Origin of the sequence: Treponema brennaborense DSM 12168 (genome assembly GCF_000212415.1) — a bacterium.
GTDB classification, from domain to species: Bacteria; Spirochaetota; Spirochaetia; order Treponematales; family Treponemataceae; genus Treponema_F; species Treponema_F brennaborense.
The window spans coordinates 1,968,346-1,985,412 of record NC_015500.1; the positions used below are offsets into that span (position 1 = coordinate 1,968,346).

Below are 17,067 nucleotides of genomic sequence, written 5' to 3' on the forward strand. Positions count from 1 at the left end.
TGTTTATATCCCCCGGGAAATGATCCCGCCTCCCACGATTACTCCATTTAAATATACTACCGCCGATTGTCCGGGGGCAACAGCCCGCTGCGGATTTTTGAACGTAATTTTGAAAACGCCGGACGGTTCGCGTGCTGCATCCGAATCTCGTGCGGCATCCGAATCGCCCGTACCAGCGGCGCACGCGGTAGTATGCACGCCGGCGTACGGCTCGACGACCGCTTCGACAGGTTTCGAGGCGAGCCTGATTTTCACTTCGCCGGTAAACGGCAGCGCGGGAACGTAATTTCCGGCCCACACCCAGTCGTCGGCAAGCAGCGCGCCGCACAGCAAATCGTCGTTTTCGGCAAGCACGACCCGATTGTGCACCGCATCGATCGAATGAACGTACAGCGGACGAGTGGAACTGACGCCCAAACCGCGGCGCTGCCCCACCGTATAATGTTCGATACCGCGATGCCTGCCGATCACTTTTCCGTCCAGATTCACGATATCACCGGGAACGGACGGTTTGTCGGAAAAGATAACGTCGAAATACGCTTCGGGAACGAAGTCCTGACTTTCACTGCGCGACGCGGCGGCGAGACGGCGTTCCTGCGCCATTGCGAATACTTCTTTTTTGGTAAAACCGGCGAGCGGAAAACGCACTTTTTCGAGAACGTGCGACGGAACGCGACATAAAAAATAAGTCTGATCCTTCGTCGAATCGGACGCGTACGCGATCATGACCGGGCGTTCCGACACGGGCAGCGCGGAAGTGTCCGGTACCGCGGAGACAGTCGACGGCGGTTCCACCCCGGCTTCCGCTGAACGGAATTCCGCCGGCACGGCGTCGAAGCCCGGCGCGGCGGCAAAGCCAGGCACGACATGTTCGCGGTACAAATCAGCCACGGAAGTCTCCGGACGCACGAGGCGCGCGTAATGACCGGTGCAGAAATAGTCGAACCGGATACCGAGCGCAGTGATGCCTTCAAGCAGCGCGCCGAATTTGACCCGCGGATTGCAGCGGATACACGGATTAGGCGTGCGCCCGGCACGATATTCGGCCTTAAAATAATCGAGAACTTCTTTCCGGTACGTTTCGCGCACGTCGATAACGTGATATTCGATATCGTGTTCTTTGCAAAAAGACTCGCACTGCGCTATATCGACCTGTTCGTCGGGACCGTAGCACGACGAACGGACGCCGTCCGCCGAATGAGGCAACGGCATGTCGTCGTTCCAACTCGACATCGTAACGCCGATCACGTTGCAGCCGCGTTCTTTGAGCAATATCGCAACCAAAGTCGAATCAACCCCGCCGGACATGCCGACCGCGACGGTCGTTCCGGGTTCGGGTAATGGTAAATCTGTAAATCTCACGTTTTCAATATACCGTTTTTCGGCAAAAAATGGAAGCGCTTTTACGTCTTTTTCCTACCAAATCTATATGAAAACACGGATAAAAACGCCCCCCTAAAACGCCGAACGCGGAGCGCCCTATAAGCCGACCGATGTATCAGCCGGTCACATAGATCAGCCGTTCAGTCGGGAAATCAGGTACGGCAGCGCTTTTTCAAATTTAACGCCGTATCGATGCGATTCGTCACCAATCGTCGCTTTCATGCATTCGACGACGAAATCGGCCGCAAGCGCCGCCGCTGCGGGAACGCTCCAGCCGCGGCACAGCGCGCCGGTAAAGGAAGAGGCGTATACGTCGCCCGTTCCGTGCACCGCAGCGTCGATCCGGTCGTTAAAATAGTACGTGATTTCATGCCCGTCGAAACACGCGCAGCCCAATTTATCGGGCGCAAAACTCACGCCCGTAAGCACGACGTGCTTCGCCCCGAGCGCGCGCAGCCGCTTCAGAACGGACGAAATATACGCTTCATCGTAGTCCGTTCCGTTCCGGTTGTCTCCCGCGTACGGAATTCCGAGCAGGAACGCCGCTTCGGTCAGATTCGGCAGGATAACGTCCGCACCGCTGCACAAACGCGCCATTTCGGCGGGGAAATCGTCGTCGAAACCGGGATACAGTTTTCCGTTATCCGCCATCACCGGATCGATTATCCGCAGAGCCGTCGTACCGTCAGGCCGCGTACGCGCAGTCCGTTCCATAATCGCCTGAATGTGCGGAATCTGCGCCTTGCTCACGTAGCCGGTATAAAACGCGTCGAACGTGATTCCTTCTTTATTCCAATGAGCCAATATCGGTTCCATGTCGTCGGTTAAATCACGAAAGGTATAACCGCTGAACCCGGACGTATGCGTCGACAACACCGAACTGGGCAGCACGGCCGTTTCTATGCCGCACGCGGAAATGACCGGCAGCGCTACCGTAAGGGAACACTGGCCGACGCATGAAATATCCTGAATGGTCAAAATTCTCGTATCCATCATACACCCCCAAAGTATGTACACGATACACGCAATCTGGTATTATGAATATATCCATTTTACATATATTTCTATATAATCAGAAAAGCGGATCGGAACGTTTTATGCTGACAATCGATTTTTCACGTAGAGGCGCTAAGTCTTTTACTGAATGTATTTATGAAGACCTCAAAGACCGGATCGGACGGGGTGCGATTCTCGCCGATGAAAAACTGCCGTCAAAACGGGCGCTCGCAGATCATTTGGGCGTCAGCGTCATAACCGTGCAGAACGCGTACGAACAGCTGATCGCCGAGGGCTACGTCTATTCCCGCGAAAAAAAAGGATATTTCGCAACCCCGCTCGAATCCGATTCGATGCACTCAGGCGAACCGCTGCCGCGGCAGCAGTCGGAAGCGAGACTTCCGCATGCCGCGCCGCAGGGAGCGCAGGGTGCAGCAAAGAATGCGCCGCAGGGAGCGCAGGGTGCAGCAAAGAATGCGCCGCAGGGAGCGCAGGGAGCGCGTTTCTCCGAAGCGCGCCGCGCCGGCGACAGCGTGGATTTACGCAGCAATTCGACCAGCAGCGAAAAATTTCCGTTTACGCTTTGGGCAAAACTGCTGCGCGCCGTGCTGAACGGACCGCAGGAACGGCTGCTGCAGCCGATTCCGCCGCAGGGACTTGAAGAACTGCGCGGCGCGATAGCCGAATACGTCGAACGTTTCCGCAACATGAGCGTATCAGCCGATCAGATCGTTATCGGCGCCGGAACGGAATATCTGTACGGTCTGATCGTACAGCTTTTAGGACGCGGAAAAACGTACGCGGTGGAAAATCCCGGCTACACCAAAACGGCGGCGATTCTTTCGGCAAACGGCGCGGCGTGCGTTCCCGTCGGCATGGACGACGCCGGAATAACGGAAGAAAATCTGCTGAGTACCCGCGCCGACGTGGCGCACGTATCGCCGGCTCACCATTTTCCGACCGGAATCGTCATGCCCGTCAAGCGGCGGCAGGAACTGCTCGTCTGGGCGGCGCGCGGCGGACATTATATTATAGAAGACGATTACGACAGCGAATTCCGTTTTACCGGCAGACCGATCGCAACGCTGCAAAGCGCGGACAGCGGCGGACGGGTGATCTATATGAATACGTTTTCCAAAACGCTCGCGCCGTCGTTCCGTATCAGTTACATGATACTGCCGAAGCAGCTCAGCCGGCGCTTCCAGACGGAATTCGGGTTTTATTCGTGTACGGTTTCCAGTTTTGAACAGCTCGCGCTCGCCCAATTTATCCGGCAGGGATTTTATGAAAAGCATCTTATCAGAATGAAAAACTATTACCGAAATTTGCGCAACGACCTGATTTCCGCACTGGAACGCAGCGCGCTCCGGCCGCTTATGGAAATACAGGAAAAAAACGCGGGACTGCATTTTCTGCTCAAGATTGACACGGATAAAACAGACGCGCAGCTTAAAACGCAGGCTGAACGGAACGGACTCGCCGTTTCGTTCCTGTCCGATTATCTGTACGCCGGCACCGCGCCTGATTTTCCGGCAGACGGAACGCGCACGCTCGTCGTCAACTATTCGGGCATCAGAAAAGAACAGATACCGCAGATTATCGCGCGTTTGAACAAGGCGGTGGCCGGCTGAAAACGGCGGCAGCGGCTTTCAGCCGAAGATATCCGCCGCTTTACCGGTCTTTCGCGGCTTTCAGCTGAGGGAATCCGCCGCATTTACCGGTCTTTCGCGGCTTTCAGCTGAGGGAATCCGCCGCATTTACCGGTCTTTTTTGAGGGAAACGGAAGTTCCCGACAGCGCGGCCAGATACGTTTCCGTATATCTGATTCTGCCGTTGTACACGCCGAGCCGCACGACGAGGCTGTCGGTAGCGCCGCGCATACCTTCCATTCCGGGAAACACGAAATTTCCCAGAGAATACGCGATCAGCGAACTGCCGTACCGTTCGACCGGCTGCAGAACGTGCGGATGGGAACCGAACACAACGTCCGCGCCGGCATCGCACAAACCCGTATAAAACGTTTTCTGAGCGGCGGACGGCGTAAACACGTACTCTTCTCCGCCGTGTACGTTGACGATTACGAAAAACCCTTTTTCCTTTTCGGCGCGCACCAAATCGAACACGTCGTCCGACTGCCACAAAATGCCCGCGCGGTCTGCACGTGCGGCCGCGTCGCGCTGACCGCTGAACCCGGATCGTTCCACCGGATACGCACCGCACGATAAAATCGCGACGGGCAGTCCGCGCACCGTCGTATGATAAAACCGCCGCGCTTCGTCCGCCGAGCTGCCGGCACCGGATGTCGGAATGCCGTATTCGGCAAGCGCGGCGAGCGTATCGGTAAAACCCTGCAAACCGTAATCGAACGAATGGTTGTTCGTAACCATAAGATACGTAAAGCCCGCTTCCCGTAAGGCAGGCAGTATTTTTTTATTGAATTTAAACGTATACGTTTTAACCGCTTTCGCAGTGCCACCCGTTACCGCACCTTCAAGATTTCCGATCAGAATGTCGTTCGCGCGCAGCACCGGAAGCGTATCCGTAAACACTTTTTCAACGCCGCCGTCCTTGAGCAGCAGCGCCTCCACGCCGCGGCCAGCCATGATATCACCTACGGCTGCGATGAACGCCGTTTCCGGACGGGCAGGCTGCGCGTCCGCCGCCGCAAAAACCGCGTCGAGCCAGTGCGTCAGCGGAATTTTCAGTTTTTCCGGCAGCGGCAGACAATACGTTCCTTCGGCGTACGTAACGGAAACGGCGGGATACGATTCGTCTCCCGCGTATTTCCAATCCATCGGCAGCGCGGCCGCCCCGTCGGGAACGGCGGATTCCGCATACAGGGAAACGCTTTCCCGCCCGTCCGCGCCGCGTTCCACAATCGGAAACAGCGGCTCTTCACTCAGCGTATACCGGAAGCGCAAGCCATCTTCCGGAACCGGATCGGTACGGGAGGCGGAAACTCCGAGCCCGCCCGTCTCCGTCCGCACGTCTATCCGGAGCGCGACGGGAAACGTCCCGTTCGTTCCGTTCGCCCCTTTCAGCCCCTTCGCCCCGGAACCGTCGGGCGAATCCACCCGGACGAACCGTTCGGGCAAAGAGACGGTTCCGCACCGCTCCGTCAGCAGCGGATCGATATACACCCCGTACACAGCGCGCGCGTTTTTATACGCGAACGCAAAGCAGACAAAAGCCGCTCCGACGGCAAAGCCAGCGGCCGCCGGAAGCATCCGTTTCAGCATATTCATGCAGCCAGTATACCACGGAGCGGCGGCGTTGTCATGGGGCCGCATGATTTAACGGAAAATTAACATTCGGACGGACTTTTCCCATTGAAAGCCACGCGCCGTATCTGGTACCCTATCGTGTGAACGTCATATCTATCATTTTTCAATTAATCGGAAGTATCGGATTCCTCTTATACGGCATGAAGCTGATGAGCGACGGAATCCAGAAAAGCGCGGGCGAAAGTCTGCACCGCGTGCTGGGTCTTATGACAGGGAACAGATTCTTCGCCGTACTGACGGGGCTGTTCATTACGATGATCATCCAGTCGTCGAGCGCCACCACCGTAATGGTCGTTTCGTTCGTCAACGCCGGATTGCTTTCGCTGACGCAGTCGGTCGGCGTGATTTTCGGCGCGAATATCGGAACTACCGTAACCGCCTGGATCGTGTCGTTTTTCGGCTTCAACTTCAATATCACGCTGTTCGCAGTTCCGATGTTCGGTATCGGCTACATACTGACACTCATGAAAAAGCTGCACAAACACGCCATCGGTGAAGCGCTCATGGGATTCGGCCTGCTGTTTCTCGGGCTGAGTCTGCTGTCGTCGGCAATGCCGTCGCTCGACGCGGACAACGTCGGTTTTCTGGCCGCTCTGACCGGAAAAGGCGAACTGAGCATCCTGCTGGGAATAGCCGCCGGTCTTGCCGTTACGGTCATCATACATTCGTCGAGCGCGGCGACCGCGATCATTCTCACGATGTCGTACAACGGCCTTCTGCCGTGGGAATTCGCGGCGGCGATGGTGCTGGGAAGCAACATCGGAACCACGATCGACGCGGTACTCGCTTCGATCGGAACGAAAGTAAACGCACGGCGCGCGGCGCTCGTTCACGTACTGTTCAACGTTTCGGGAACCGTGCTCGCCGTCATATTTTTCCATCCGTTGCTGACGCTGGTAGATCTGCTCGTTCCCGGACCGGTGCAGGAATCGATCACCATGCACATCGCCATGCTGCACACGGTGTTCAACGTTGTCAACACGCTGCTGTTCCTGCCGTTTACCACACAGATAGCGCGGCTGACCGAACGGCTCATAAAACCCAAAAAAGACGAAATGCCCGACGTGTACCGGCTTGAGATTGCACCTGCAGGGGTTAAGGAAAACGCGGCGGCGGCAGTCGTCAGGGCCGAAAAAGAAATCGCGGACATGAGCGACGTCGTTATCCGCATGTTCGACCGCATTACCGGCGGCTTCGCCGACCGCAGCAAAACGTTCATCGCGGCAAACATGCAGCCGCTTGAAGCGGATGAAACGTACGCGGACCAGATGCAGGAAGAACTTTCAAAATATCTGGTTCACTGCCTCGACTTGCCGGTAACCGACAATCAGCGCAACAACATTTCGCAAATGCTCCGCATCGTAGACGAACTGGAAACAATGACCGACGACTGTTTTACAATCGCCCTGCTTCTGCAGCGGAGTATCGAAAAAAACATGAACTTTGCCCCGGAAGATATGGAACGGTTCGAGCCGTACGTCCGGCTCGTCAATCAGTTCGTCCGTCTGATCCGAGGCAACATCAACCACCACCTGACCGCGGAAAAAATGACGGAGGCGCAGGTTCTCGAAGATCAGATAGACCTGTTCCGCAAAAACCTGAAAAAAGTCGCCCGCAAGCGGCTCGAAAACGGCGCCGACGTCAAGTCGGAACTGCTGTACATCGATCTGGTGCGCAATCTCGAAAAAATCGGCGACCGCGCGTTCAGCATTTCGGAAGCGCTCAACCAGACAGTTTAAACCTGCCGTCCAAACCTGCCGTTCTGACAGGCTTTTCGAGCGGCGGTTCGAGTGTGCTTTTTTGGGTTACTTTTTCATCAGTTCGGCGTATTTCGCCGAAAGCCGTTTCGCCTTTTCCGCAGCAAGACCGCGGTAGCGCGACGGGTCCGCAAAAAATCCTGCCGGATCAGCCACACCGAGTTTCTCGAGCTGAGCGGTAATTTTTGCGTACGCGTCGGCGTGCTTTACCAGCGCTTCGTAGAACGACGAACCGGTCCGTTCGGCTTCAAGCGTGATTTTACGGATAACTTCGTGCCCGTCGGAAACGCCCGCTTCGGCAAGCAGAATGTAGGCAGGTTCGGCGAGCACGCCGCCCTTCACTTTTCCGCCGGCACTCGACAGATTGCGCGACATGTTTTCGTGATCGGCCTGCAATCCGGAAACGACGCTTTTCATGCGGGCTACCGCCATCGCAAAACCCGCCAAATAGTCGGCAACGAACCGCTGACTCGCCGAGTTCGACAAGTCGCGCTGATGTTCGGAAATCTGATCCATATAGAACGTAATGACGCGCGGCGAAAACGCCTTCCACAGCGACTTCACGTGTTCGCTGTTCCAGGGATTGCGTTTCTGCGGCATGGTCGAAGAACCGACCTGAGTCGCACTGAAATATTCAAACACTTCGCCGATTTCGGAACGCTGCAAGTTGCGCAGATCGTCGGCCAAGTTCGCAATAATACCGAACGCCACGTTGCATTCCAAAAGCAGCCGCAAAAGATATTCGGGTTCCACCAGCTGCGTCGAATGTTCCGACGGTTCCAGTCCCAAATAACCCAGATAGCGGCGTTCCAGGTCTTCGGGATCTTTGACGATCATCGACGGACCGTTGTACGCGCCGACGGGTCCCGCCAGTTTTCCTTTAAGACCGTCGGAACGCGCTTCGATTTCCAAAATCGATTTTCCCAAGCGCGAAACGTATTCGGCGACGGCGAAGCCGAACGTAATCGGCACGGCGTGCTGGCCGTGCGTACGGCCGACCTGCGGAGTTTCCGCGTCGCGCGCGGCGATTTCACATAATTTGATTTCAAGTTCTTTGAGGAGCGGCAGCAGCACCTGCTGCACGCAGTCGCGCACGCGCACCGAAAGCGCCGTATCCAGAATGTCGACGCTGGTCGCACCCAAATGCACCAGCGGCGCGACTTCTTCGGGAACGAGCGTCTTCATGACGTTCACCAGCGCGCGGATATTATGCTTCGTTTTTTCTTCTTCAGCGTAAACGGCGGCGGGATCGATCGTATCGGCAACCGTGTCGAGCCGCTTTTCCATATCGGCGCAAAGCGTTCCGCGCACGGACAAGTGCGCTTTAACCAGGGCAATCTCCGCGCGCGCACACGAAAGAATCGCTGCCTGCTCCGAAATGTGAGCCGAAAGCGAATCGAACACGGCGGCTTCCGAAAGCGAATACCGGTGATCCAACGGCGATATGTTCAAAAAAATGTTACGGGTTTCCATATATGCAGTATATAGAAAAAACGGGAGCGCTGCAAGGTGGCCCGCCGTATCGCAGACTCGCCGCTACGGCACCGCTGCACCGCGGCCGCATTTTGCCCGCCGTATTCGGTTGCTCCGGTGAAAATTCCGTGCTATTATGGATATATGATCAGGAAACGATTTCTTATCACCGCCGCCGTAGTCGCGCTGTCGCTCGTAATGCTGACGCCGGCGGTATTGTATACGAAAACGATCATTCCTCGCATAGACAACCTCATATTCAGCACGACATATCAGGTATACATTTTACTGCTCATAGATTTGGGCGTTACGCTGCTGTTTCTTTTTCAGAATTCGATTTGTACGGCGATCACCCTTACCGTAAAAACGGCGATTCTCATTTTCACCTGCCAAGCAATCGGCAGCACCGCCGAGATTTATCAGTACGTGTATGTTTCGCTGCTGCTTGAAACCGTTTTCCTCGTGTCCATACCGGTAAGCACTATCGTAAGCGCGGGAATCACGGCAATCATGCTGTTTTCACTCCTGCCGCACACGACGTTCTTTACGCATATCGGCGGGCTCTCCCAAGCGCAGACGCTGCACGCGATTCTCTACGGCGTCGTGCTCATCGCCGCGGGAACGCTGGTCAGCTGGTACAGAAACCGATGCAGGCAGCTTCAGCAGGAAATGTACCGGCTTGAAGACGTCATCAACCGCATTTCAAATACGAACCTTGCGTACCAAAATTACGCAGCCATTTCCGAAAGCAAAGCGATCGAAAAAGAGCGGAACCGCATTTCACGCGAAATCCACGACATCATCGGATACACGATGACCAACATTCTGATGCTCATACAAGCGGCCCTGCACACGGAGGACGAAGCGAAACGCACCGAACTGCTTGAAACCGCCATCACGCATTTGAATTCGGGCGTCGACGACGCGCGGCTGGCGCTCAGAAGGCTGCGCGAGCGCGACATAGAATCGGCGCACGGGCCGAACCTGTTTCTGCAATTGACCCGAACGTTCGCCGCGCTTACCGGCATCGCGATCGCCGTCGATTTCGGCAATACGCCCAAAGTATTCAACAGCAAAGTCGAAAAAACCATATTCCGCATGATACAGGAAAGCATGACCAATTCGTTCAAGCACGGAAAAGCGACCAAAATCGCCATATCGTTTTCATACGAAAACGACTGGATAACGGTTCGCATTCACGACAACGGGCAAGGCGGCTATTTTTCCGGTGAAAGAGTCAAAGAAGGGATCGGCATACGGGGTATGCGCGAGCGGATATCCGCAGCCGGCGGTTTTTTCTCCGCCGTATTCGCAATAGACGGATTTATCGTACAAGCGGTAATACCGATGGAGCAGGAAGATGAGTGAACAGAAAAACACGGGCATACGGTTGTTGATCGTCGACGATCAAATTCTTTTTCTTGAAAGTCTGAAGCTCGTCATAGAAAGTATCGCGCAGGATATAACCATCGTAGCCACCGCGACGAACGGAGAAGAAGCCGTGAACCGCTTGAAAGAACACCCCGTCGACGCGATTCTGATGGACGTGCGTATGCCCGTTATGGACGGAGTAACCGCAGCCAAAATCATACACGAAACCTGGCCGGCGATCGCAATCATCATGCTTACCACCTTCGACGACGACGGCTACGTTCGCGAAGCCATGAACAACGGGGCATCCGGTTATCTTTTAAAAAACATCGCACCCAAAATGCTCGTTTCGGCGGTACGCGCCGTGTGCGACGGCTCCATTCTGATGGATCCGAATATCGCCGGAACACTCATGCAGCATCTGTATTCAAATAAAAGCAACGCCGAGCGCATCACCGGCGAAAAACTGCCCGAATGGTTCTTCGATTTAAGCCCCAAAGAGCGGACGATCATCAAACACATGCTGCAGGGAAAAAGCAACAAGGAAATCGCGGCGGACGCGAACATCGGAGAACAGACGGTACGCAATTACATTTCCGCAATCTACGCAAAACTGGGCACTTCCGACAGGCGGACGCTTCTTGCGAAAGCGCGCGAAATTCCGCCGGCATATTTTTCCTGACGCTCCGCGGTGCCGCCAGAACGCCGCGCGGCACCGGAGACCAAAAGCTCCGCGGTGCAGTCCGCGCACACGCTGAACACCGGACACAAAACGCGTACTCCCGCCGAAAGTACGGAAACAGTACATTTTCCAGTACATTTGTAACTACCCCGAATCCGATTTTCCCCTCATACTTAAAACAGATGTTTGAACCGGAAAACTCGGAAAAATTCAACCGGTTTGAAAGTATTGCAAATGGAGGAGAAATCTATGAAAAAGCTGACAGCATTCGTATGTATGCTCGTTCTGGCCGCAGCGGCGCTGCCCGTTTTTGCCAACGGAACAAAAGATTCCGGAAAAACGGACAAAGTCGTACTCACCATGGGTTCCTGGCGCGCCGACGACGTGGCGCAGATGAACAAACTTCTTGCCGAATACAAGAAAGTCGCCCCGAACGTTGAAATCCAATTTAAACCGACCAACCCGTCCGATTACAACGCGACGCTCCGGCTTCAGCTTGACAGCGGAACCGGCCCCGACCTGATGTACGCACGCTCTTACGCAACGGGACAGGAACTGTTCAACGCCGGCTACTTTGCCGACTGCACCGATATCCCCGGATTGATGACGAATTTCACCGCGTCGAATCTGGCTCCGTGGCAAATGCCCAACGGTAAAATGTTCGCCGTTCCGTTCGCCGCCGTATCTCACGCAGTATACTACAACAAAGACATCTTCAAAAAAGAAGGATTGGCGATCCCCGCAACTTGGGAAGAATTCCTTGCCGTATGCGACACCCTGCAGAAAAAAGGCTATACGCCGCTTGCGAACGGCCTTGCCGACGAATGGGACATTCTCGAATGCTTCTTCCTCGGACTGGTGCCGAACTACGTCGGCGGAGCTTCGGAACGCGTAAAATATGAAGCCGGCAGCAAAAAACTGAACGACGCAAATTTCGTCGCCGCGTATCAGGCGATGGCGGACGTCGCGAAATACTGCCCCAAAGGCTTTGAAGCGGTAACCTACAACGACAGTCAGGTTCTGTTCAACACGCAGAAAGCGGTTATGTTCATCGACGGTTCCTGGACCGCAGGCGTGTACGCCGACGCAACGTTCAACTGGGGCGTGTTCGCCGTTCCCGCACCCGCCGGAAAGAAAACCGCCGTTACGTTCCATCCCGATATGGCGATCACGATGAACGCGCACTCGAAACACCCCGCGGAAGCCAAAGCGTTCCTCGCCTGGCTGTGCACCAAAGAAGGAGCCACGACCGCTTCACAGAACCTGCCGGTCGGCTATTTCCCGATGATCAATTTCCCGATCCAATTGTCCGACCCGCACGCGAACGAATTTCTCGCACTGAATCAGGGCAAGGAAACGGACGCCCGCTTCGTATGGCCCGCGCTCATGGATCTGTACGCACCGATGAATCAGGCCGTCATTGCCGTCATGAAGGGACAGCAGACGCCGAAACAGGCTGCCGACGCGGTTGCCGCATTGAAAAAATAGTTTTTAACAGGTAAAACGGATAAGGCTGTTTCCGGAATTTGTTTCTTGCTGGTATAAAAAAAGAAGCAATGCACACACACGGAAACAGCCTTTATTATGGACTTTTCAGTATGCTGTAAAAGATTTTGCAGACGGGACGTCCGGCGGCTATTCGCGACGAAACTTCGAGCGGCGCCGAATTTGTATTAGGAGAACATATGATAAAACATAAAGGCAGTATGACTCCGCCGACATGGTATTGGCTGCTTTATTTGCTTCCGGCGGTACTCATATACGTTGTGTTCATGGCATATCCGCTGCTCGATTCGCTGCGGCTCAGTTTTTTCAGCGGAAACCCGACGGGACCCAAAACCTTCGTCGGATTCGACAATTTTATCAAACTGTTTACCGTTCCCGAAAACGCGGCGCGGTATTGGGGAGCGTTCAAAAATACCTGGGTATTTTTCGGCATCCACATGATCGTACAGAACTGCCTCGGCATTTTATTCGCCGTGCTGCTGACGAATAAGACGATGAAAGGAGTAAACTGCTACCGCACCGTCATATTCGTTCCGGCAACGCTTGCGGTGCTGATAACGGGATATTTATGGAAACTGATTCTGAATCCGATTTGGTCCGAATCGCTTCTTTCAAAAATAGGACTTGAGTTTCTGGCACAGCCGTGGCTCGGACAGGAAAACACCGCGCTGCTGTTCGTTGCGCTCGTTTCGTGCTGGCAGTGGGTCGGCATTCCGACGATGATGTTCACCGCCGCGCTGCAGAACATTCCCGAAGACCTGATCGAAGCCGGTCACGTTGAAGGAGCGAGCGCCTGGATCATCTTCTGGAAGATAAAACTGCCGATGATTCTGCCGGTAGTCGGCATGGTCGCGATTCTGACGTTCGTAAACAACTTCAACGCGTTCGACGTCGTGTACGCGATGGAAACGGCGAACGGTGCGCCCGGATACGCAACCGACATCATCGGAACGCTGTTCTACCGCGTCGGTATCGCGGGACAACACCCGATCGGCATTCCGGACACGGGTATGGGAGCCGCGATCGCAACGATCACGTTCTTCGTTCTTGCCGCCGGCGTCATTCCGATCCTGCGCGCGACGCAGACAAAGGAGTAGCAACATGGCATCGCTTAAAACGCAAAACAAACACATAGGTTCCCATATCGTTCTGCTCGCCTGGTCGGCTCTGGTACTGTTTCCGCTGTGGGTTATGGTCATAAACTCGTTCAAAACGAGGCTGACCATATACGAAAACCCGTTCGGACTGCCGGTGAAATGGAATTTTTCAAACTACGCGATGGTGTTTCAGGACGGAGATTTTCTCAATTATTTCAAGAACAGTTTTATCGTCGTATCGCTGTCGATCGTCTTGGTACTCGGTATCGGCGCGCTCGCCAGCTACGCGTTCGCGAACTGGAAAGGCAAATTTTCTCACGGCATGTTTTTGTTCATGATCGCGGGAATGATGCTTCCCATCAAAATCGCGTCCATCAAACTGCTTGAAATGGTGCGCAATATGGGACTGCTCAACACGATTTGGTCTCTCGTGCCGATTTACATCGCGATGGGCGTTCCGATATCGATCTTCGTACTGACCGAATTCATTCGGGAAATTCCGTACGAACTGACGGAAGCCGGTATCATAGACGGCGCGGGCAGATTCAAGATATTTACGCTGATCATCGTGCCGCTGCTCCGCCCGGCGCTCGCAACGGTCGGAATCTACAATCTGGTGCCGTTCTGGAACGACCTGTGGTTTCCGCTCATCTTCATCAACGACGAGCGCGCAAAAACGCTGCTTTTGGGCGTTACCCGTCTGTTCGGGCAGTATCAGACCGACTGGTCCAAGGTACTCGCCGTGCTGACGCTGTCGGCCATACCGGTCATACTGCTCTATCTTGCGATGTCCAAACAGTTTATCAAGGGTCTTACCGCCGGCGCGGTAAAGGGCTAAACCGGCATCGGTGCCCCGAACGCCGCACCGTCTGCGGTACGGGGAACCGTTAGGCCGATACGGAGAACCGTCCCGAACGCACGCCGCTTTCGGGGCGGAAGCCCTTATCGGGTAACAGGCGGCCCTTATCAGGTAACAGGCGGCGCACGGCGCTTTCGGGGCGGAAGCCTTTATCGGGTAACAGGCGGCCTTCATCGGGTAACAGGCGGCGCACGGCGCTGCAATTCCTTGCCGCATGTTTTGGGCAAAAGATGCGCATGTTTTTTATTTTCTTCCGCATGTTTTGCCGCCGCTCGCGTCATAGTCCGAAGCGGCGCAGTCCTCCGCGACACGCCCCTGCTCCATCGTAATGATCCTGTCGGCAACCGTTTTCGCCTCGTTCAAGTCGTGCGTAACGAATATCCCCGTAAAGCCGGTTTCCTTTTGCATACGGCAGATATCTTCGGCAAGCTTGCGGCGAAGCGGCGCATCCAACGCGGAAAGCGGTTCGTCGAACAGCACCAATTCGGGACGCACGATGAGCGTCCGCGCGAGCGACACCCGCTGGGTCTCTCCGCCGGAAAGCGATTCGGGTTTCCGCCGCGCAAAGCCCGCAAGTCCCACCAGCTCAAGAAATTCACACGCACGGCGGCGGCTTTCGCTGCGGCTCATTCCGCGGCAGCGCAGCCCGTACGCAACGTTGTCGTCCGTCCTCATATGGGCGAACAGCGCGTGATTCTGAAACACCATGCCGACGCCCCGCTTTCCCGGAGCGACGTGCAGGATGTCCTTTCCGCCCAACGTCAGCGACGGGCGCGCTTCGGCACCGGCTGCAGCTTCAGTCTCACCGGCGGCTTCGTCGCACGCCAGCAGTCCGGCGATCAGACGCAGAACGGTCGATTTGCCGCATCCCGACGGGCCGACGACGGCGGTCATGGACCCTTGAGCGGCCTGCAGCGAAAAGTCGACGCAAACCGGCTTCGAGCCGGAGGAGCGCCAGGTTTTCCGCAGCCGGCGGGCATCAAAAAAAGCCGAATCAGTTGTCATCAGTGTTTCTCCTATCAGACCGGTACGCGCTGAGCGCAAACACCGGCACCGTAATCAGCGCCAGCACGACTCCGCACGCGCACGCTTCCTGAAACCGGTACGATCCGGCGAGTTTATACGTATACAAGGCGAGCGTTTCAAAGCGGGGAACGGCCAAAATCAGCGGCAGACTCGCGTCGCCGCAGCTGACGGCAAAACAGAAACCGAACGCCGACACGATACTGCGCGCGCTCATCGGCAGATACAGCCGGAACACGGTGTCGAGCCGGTTCGGCGACAGCACGGCCGCAGCGTCGAGCGCCGCCTGCGGAATCCGGTCCATTGCCGCGGATATCTGGCGCAGCGCGAACGGCCAGGTTAAAGCGGCCTGAGCCAGTACCAAAACCGGCGCGGAGCCGCGGCGTACGAGCAGCGTCATGCCGAAGCCGAGTACTACCGACGAAACGGCCATCGGCAGAAGCGGCACCGTTCTGAGCGCGACGCGCGTACGTCCGGGATCGAACGAGCGGAGCAGGCTGGCAAAAAACAGCGCCGCAGTTACCGAAAGCGACGACGACGCACAGGCCGTCGCAACGGTGTTTCCGAACGCCGTGCGGAACGACGCTTTGGCTGCCAGATTGTACAGATTCTTAAACGAAAAAACGGCGGCGCCCGTGCCGCCGTGATATCCGGCCGCCTTTTCTGCGAACGCGTTCACCGCAATACTCACGAACGGGCCGATAAAAAACAGCAGTACGGCCGAAACGCACGCGACGGCGGCGCCCAGTTCCGCGGCACCCCGGATCTTTTTCCGTCCGGCGCGATCGAACGAAAGACCGCGGCTTTCGGCGCTCCGACGTTCCAAAAATCCGTACGCAAAAACGACGGTGAACGCGATACCCGTTTCCACCACGGAGAGCGCCGCCGCCGACTTGAAATCGAGCTGCGCGCGCGCGGCCTGATAGATTTCCACTTCCAGCGTGGAAGTTCCCACGCCGCCGAACAGCAGCACGATCACGAAACTGAAAAAGCAGTACAGGAAAACGATCATACCGGACGACGCGATCGCCGGCAGCAGCTGAACGAGCGTAATCGTCCTGAATACGCGGAATTTACCCGCGCCGAGCAAAGCCGCCGCGTCGCGTTCCGCCGACGGCAGGCGCTCCCAGGCGTCTGAACAGGTTTTCATCACCAACGGAAAATTATAAAAGCCGTGAGCGATCACGATTCCCCAAAAAGAATACAGAAACGTAACGGGAGGATTCTGCAAACCGAACGTCTGCATTAAAAACCGGTTGCACACGCCCTGCATTCCGTAGAACAGAACGAAGCCGAGTGCAACGAGCAGCGGCGGAACGCACAGCGGCACCGCCGACAACGACAGCAGCACGCGTCTGCCGGGAAAATCCCTGCGTGCCGTAAAAAATGCCGCCGAAACGCCGACTCCCAACGCAAGCAGCATGGAACAAAGTGCCTGTTTTAACGTGAAAGCGGCGGCTTTCCAAATCCGTGCGGACGCAAACAGCGAAGCCGCGCCAACTTCGCCGTCAGCCGCCCACAGCGGACTGAAAGAAGCACCCAACGGCAGTAAAAACGCCAGACACAGAGCGGCGAACACGACGGCGGCGCCGCCGGTAAAAACCGATTCAGCAAGTTTTACTTTCATAGGGCGCGG

At 55.9% G+C, this 17,067-nt stretch carries 14 protein-coding genes; 7 read left to right on the forward strand and 7 right to left on the reverse strand.

Translation table 11 applies throughout. The features are described 5' to 3' along the window. Positions 1 to 3: 3 nt before the first annotated feature. Complete coding sequence (locus TREBR_RS08585; protein ID WP_013758796.1) at positions 4 to 1,362, reverse strand: MnmA/TRMU family protein; 1,359 nt, start codon at positions 1,360 to 1,362, stop codon at positions 4 to 6. A gap of 153 nt (positions 1,363 to 1,515) precedes the next feature. Next, entirely contained in the window at positions 1,516 to 2,379 is an 864-nt protein-coding gene (locus TREBR_RS08590; protein WP_245523709.1) for a pyridoxamine kinase, read from the reverse strand. 101 nt (positions 2,380 to 2,480) lie between these two features. On the opposite strand from TREBR_RS08590, the gene pdxR reads away from it, so the two are divergent. Continuing rightward, the gene (pdxR, locus tag TREBR_RS08595) at positions 2,481 to 4,010 is read left to right on the forward strand and encodes a MocR-like pyridoxine biosynthesis transcription factor PdxR (protein ID WP_013758798.1); all 1,530 of its coding nucleotides are present in this window, start codon (positions 2,481 to 2,483) and stop codon (positions 4,008 to 4,010) included. A gap of 126 nt (positions 4,011 to 4,136) precedes the next feature. Here the strand turns inward: pdxR and TREBR_RS08600 are convergent, their stop codons facing one another. Continuing rightward, positions 4,137 to 5,624, reverse strand: a complete 1,488-nt coding sequence (locus TREBR_RS08600) for a CapA family protein (protein WP_052296174.1) — start codon at positions 5,622 to 5,624, stop codon at positions 4,137 to 4,139. A 119-nt stretch (positions 5,625 to 5,743) separates the two neighbouring features. Here TREBR_RS08600 and TREBR_RS08605 point away from each other — a divergent pair, with 119 nt between their 5' ends. Further along, positions 5,744 to 7,402: a Na/Pi cotransporter family protein gene (locus TREBR_RS08605; protein WP_013758800.1), complete on the forward strand. Its 1,659-nt coding sequence runs from the start codon at positions 5,744 to 5,746 to the stop codon at positions 7,400 to 7,402. A 66-nt stretch (positions 7,403 to 7,468) separates the two neighbouring features. Here the strand turns inward: TREBR_RS08605 and TREBR_RS08610 are convergent, their stop codons facing one another. Next, positions 7,469 to 8,893 (reverse strand): lyase family protein, encoded by a 1,425-nt coding sequence (locus tag TREBR_RS08610; protein ID WP_013758801.1) that lies wholly within the window; start codon positions 8,891 to 8,893, stop codon positions 7,469 to 7,471. Between the two features lie 144 nt (positions 8,894 to 9,037). Here TREBR_RS08610 and TREBR_RS08615 point away from each other — a divergent pair, with 144 nt between their 5' ends. The 5 genes from TREBR_RS08615 (at position 9,038) to TREBR_RS08635 (ending at position 14,387) form a co-directional block, all read left to right on the forward strand. Beyond that, the gene (locus tag TREBR_RS08615) at positions 9,038 to 10,261 is read left to right on the forward strand and encodes a sensor histidine kinase (protein WP_156786643.1); all 1,224 of its coding nucleotides are present in this window, start codon (positions 9,038 to 9,040) and stop codon (positions 10,259 to 10,261) included. After that, a complete protein-coding gene (locus TREBR_RS08620; protein ID WP_013758803.1) occupies positions 10,254 to 10,946 on the forward strand; it encodes a response regulator transcription factor in 693 nt (230 codons plus the stop codon). Before TREBR_RS08615 ends, TREBR_RS08620 begins: the two co-directional genes overlap by 8 nt. Positions 10,947 to 11,195: 249 nt before the next feature. After that, complete coding sequence (locus TREBR_RS08625) at positions 11,196 to 12,434, forward strand: ABC transporter substrate-binding protein (RefSeq protein WP_013758804.1); 1,239 nt, start codon at positions 11,196 to 11,198, stop codon at positions 12,432 to 12,434. A 197-nt stretch (positions 12,435 to 12,631) separates the two neighbouring features. Continuing rightward, positions 12,632 to 13,549, forward strand: coding sequence for a carbohydrate ABC transporter permease (locus TREBR_RS08630; RefSeq protein ID WP_013758805.1), 918 nt, complete (start codon positions 12,632 to 12,634; stop codon positions 13,547 to 13,549). Positions 13,550 to 13,553: 4 nt separating this feature from the next. Next, on the forward strand, positions 13,554 to 14,387 hold the full coding sequence (locus TREBR_RS08635; protein ID WP_013758806.1) for a carbohydrate ABC transporter permease: 834 nt from the start codon (positions 13,554 to 13,556) through the stop codon (positions 14,385 to 14,387). Positions 14,388 to 14,436: 49 nt separating this feature from the next. Here TREBR_RS08635 and TREBR_RS14415 read toward each other — a convergent pair whose 3' ends face one another. Genes TREBR_RS14415 through TREBR_RS08650 form a run of 3 tightly spaced genes read right to left on the reverse strand, consistent with a single transcriptional unit; the run spans position 14,437 to position 17,058 of the window. Beyond that, positions 14,437 to 14,667: a hypothetical protein gene (locus TREBR_RS14415; protein ID WP_041610391.1), complete on the reverse strand. Its 231-nt coding sequence runs from the start codon at positions 14,665 to 14,667 to the stop codon at positions 14,437 to 14,439. Then, complete coding sequence (locus TREBR_RS08645; protein WP_013758808.1) at positions 14,652 to 15,413, reverse strand: ABC transporter ATP-binding protein; 762 nt, start codon at positions 15,411 to 15,413, stop codon at positions 14,652 to 14,654. Before TREBR_RS08645 ends, TREBR_RS14415 begins: the two co-directional genes overlap by 16 nt. Beyond that, positions 15,403 to 17,058: an ABC transporter permease gene (locus TREBR_RS08650; protein ID WP_013758809.1), complete on the reverse strand. Its 1,656-nt coding sequence runs from the start codon at positions 17,056 to 17,058 to the stop codon at positions 15,403 to 15,405. Before TREBR_RS08650 ends, TREBR_RS08645 begins: the two co-directional genes overlap by 11 nt. Positions 17,059 to 17,067: the final 9 nt, after the last annotated feature.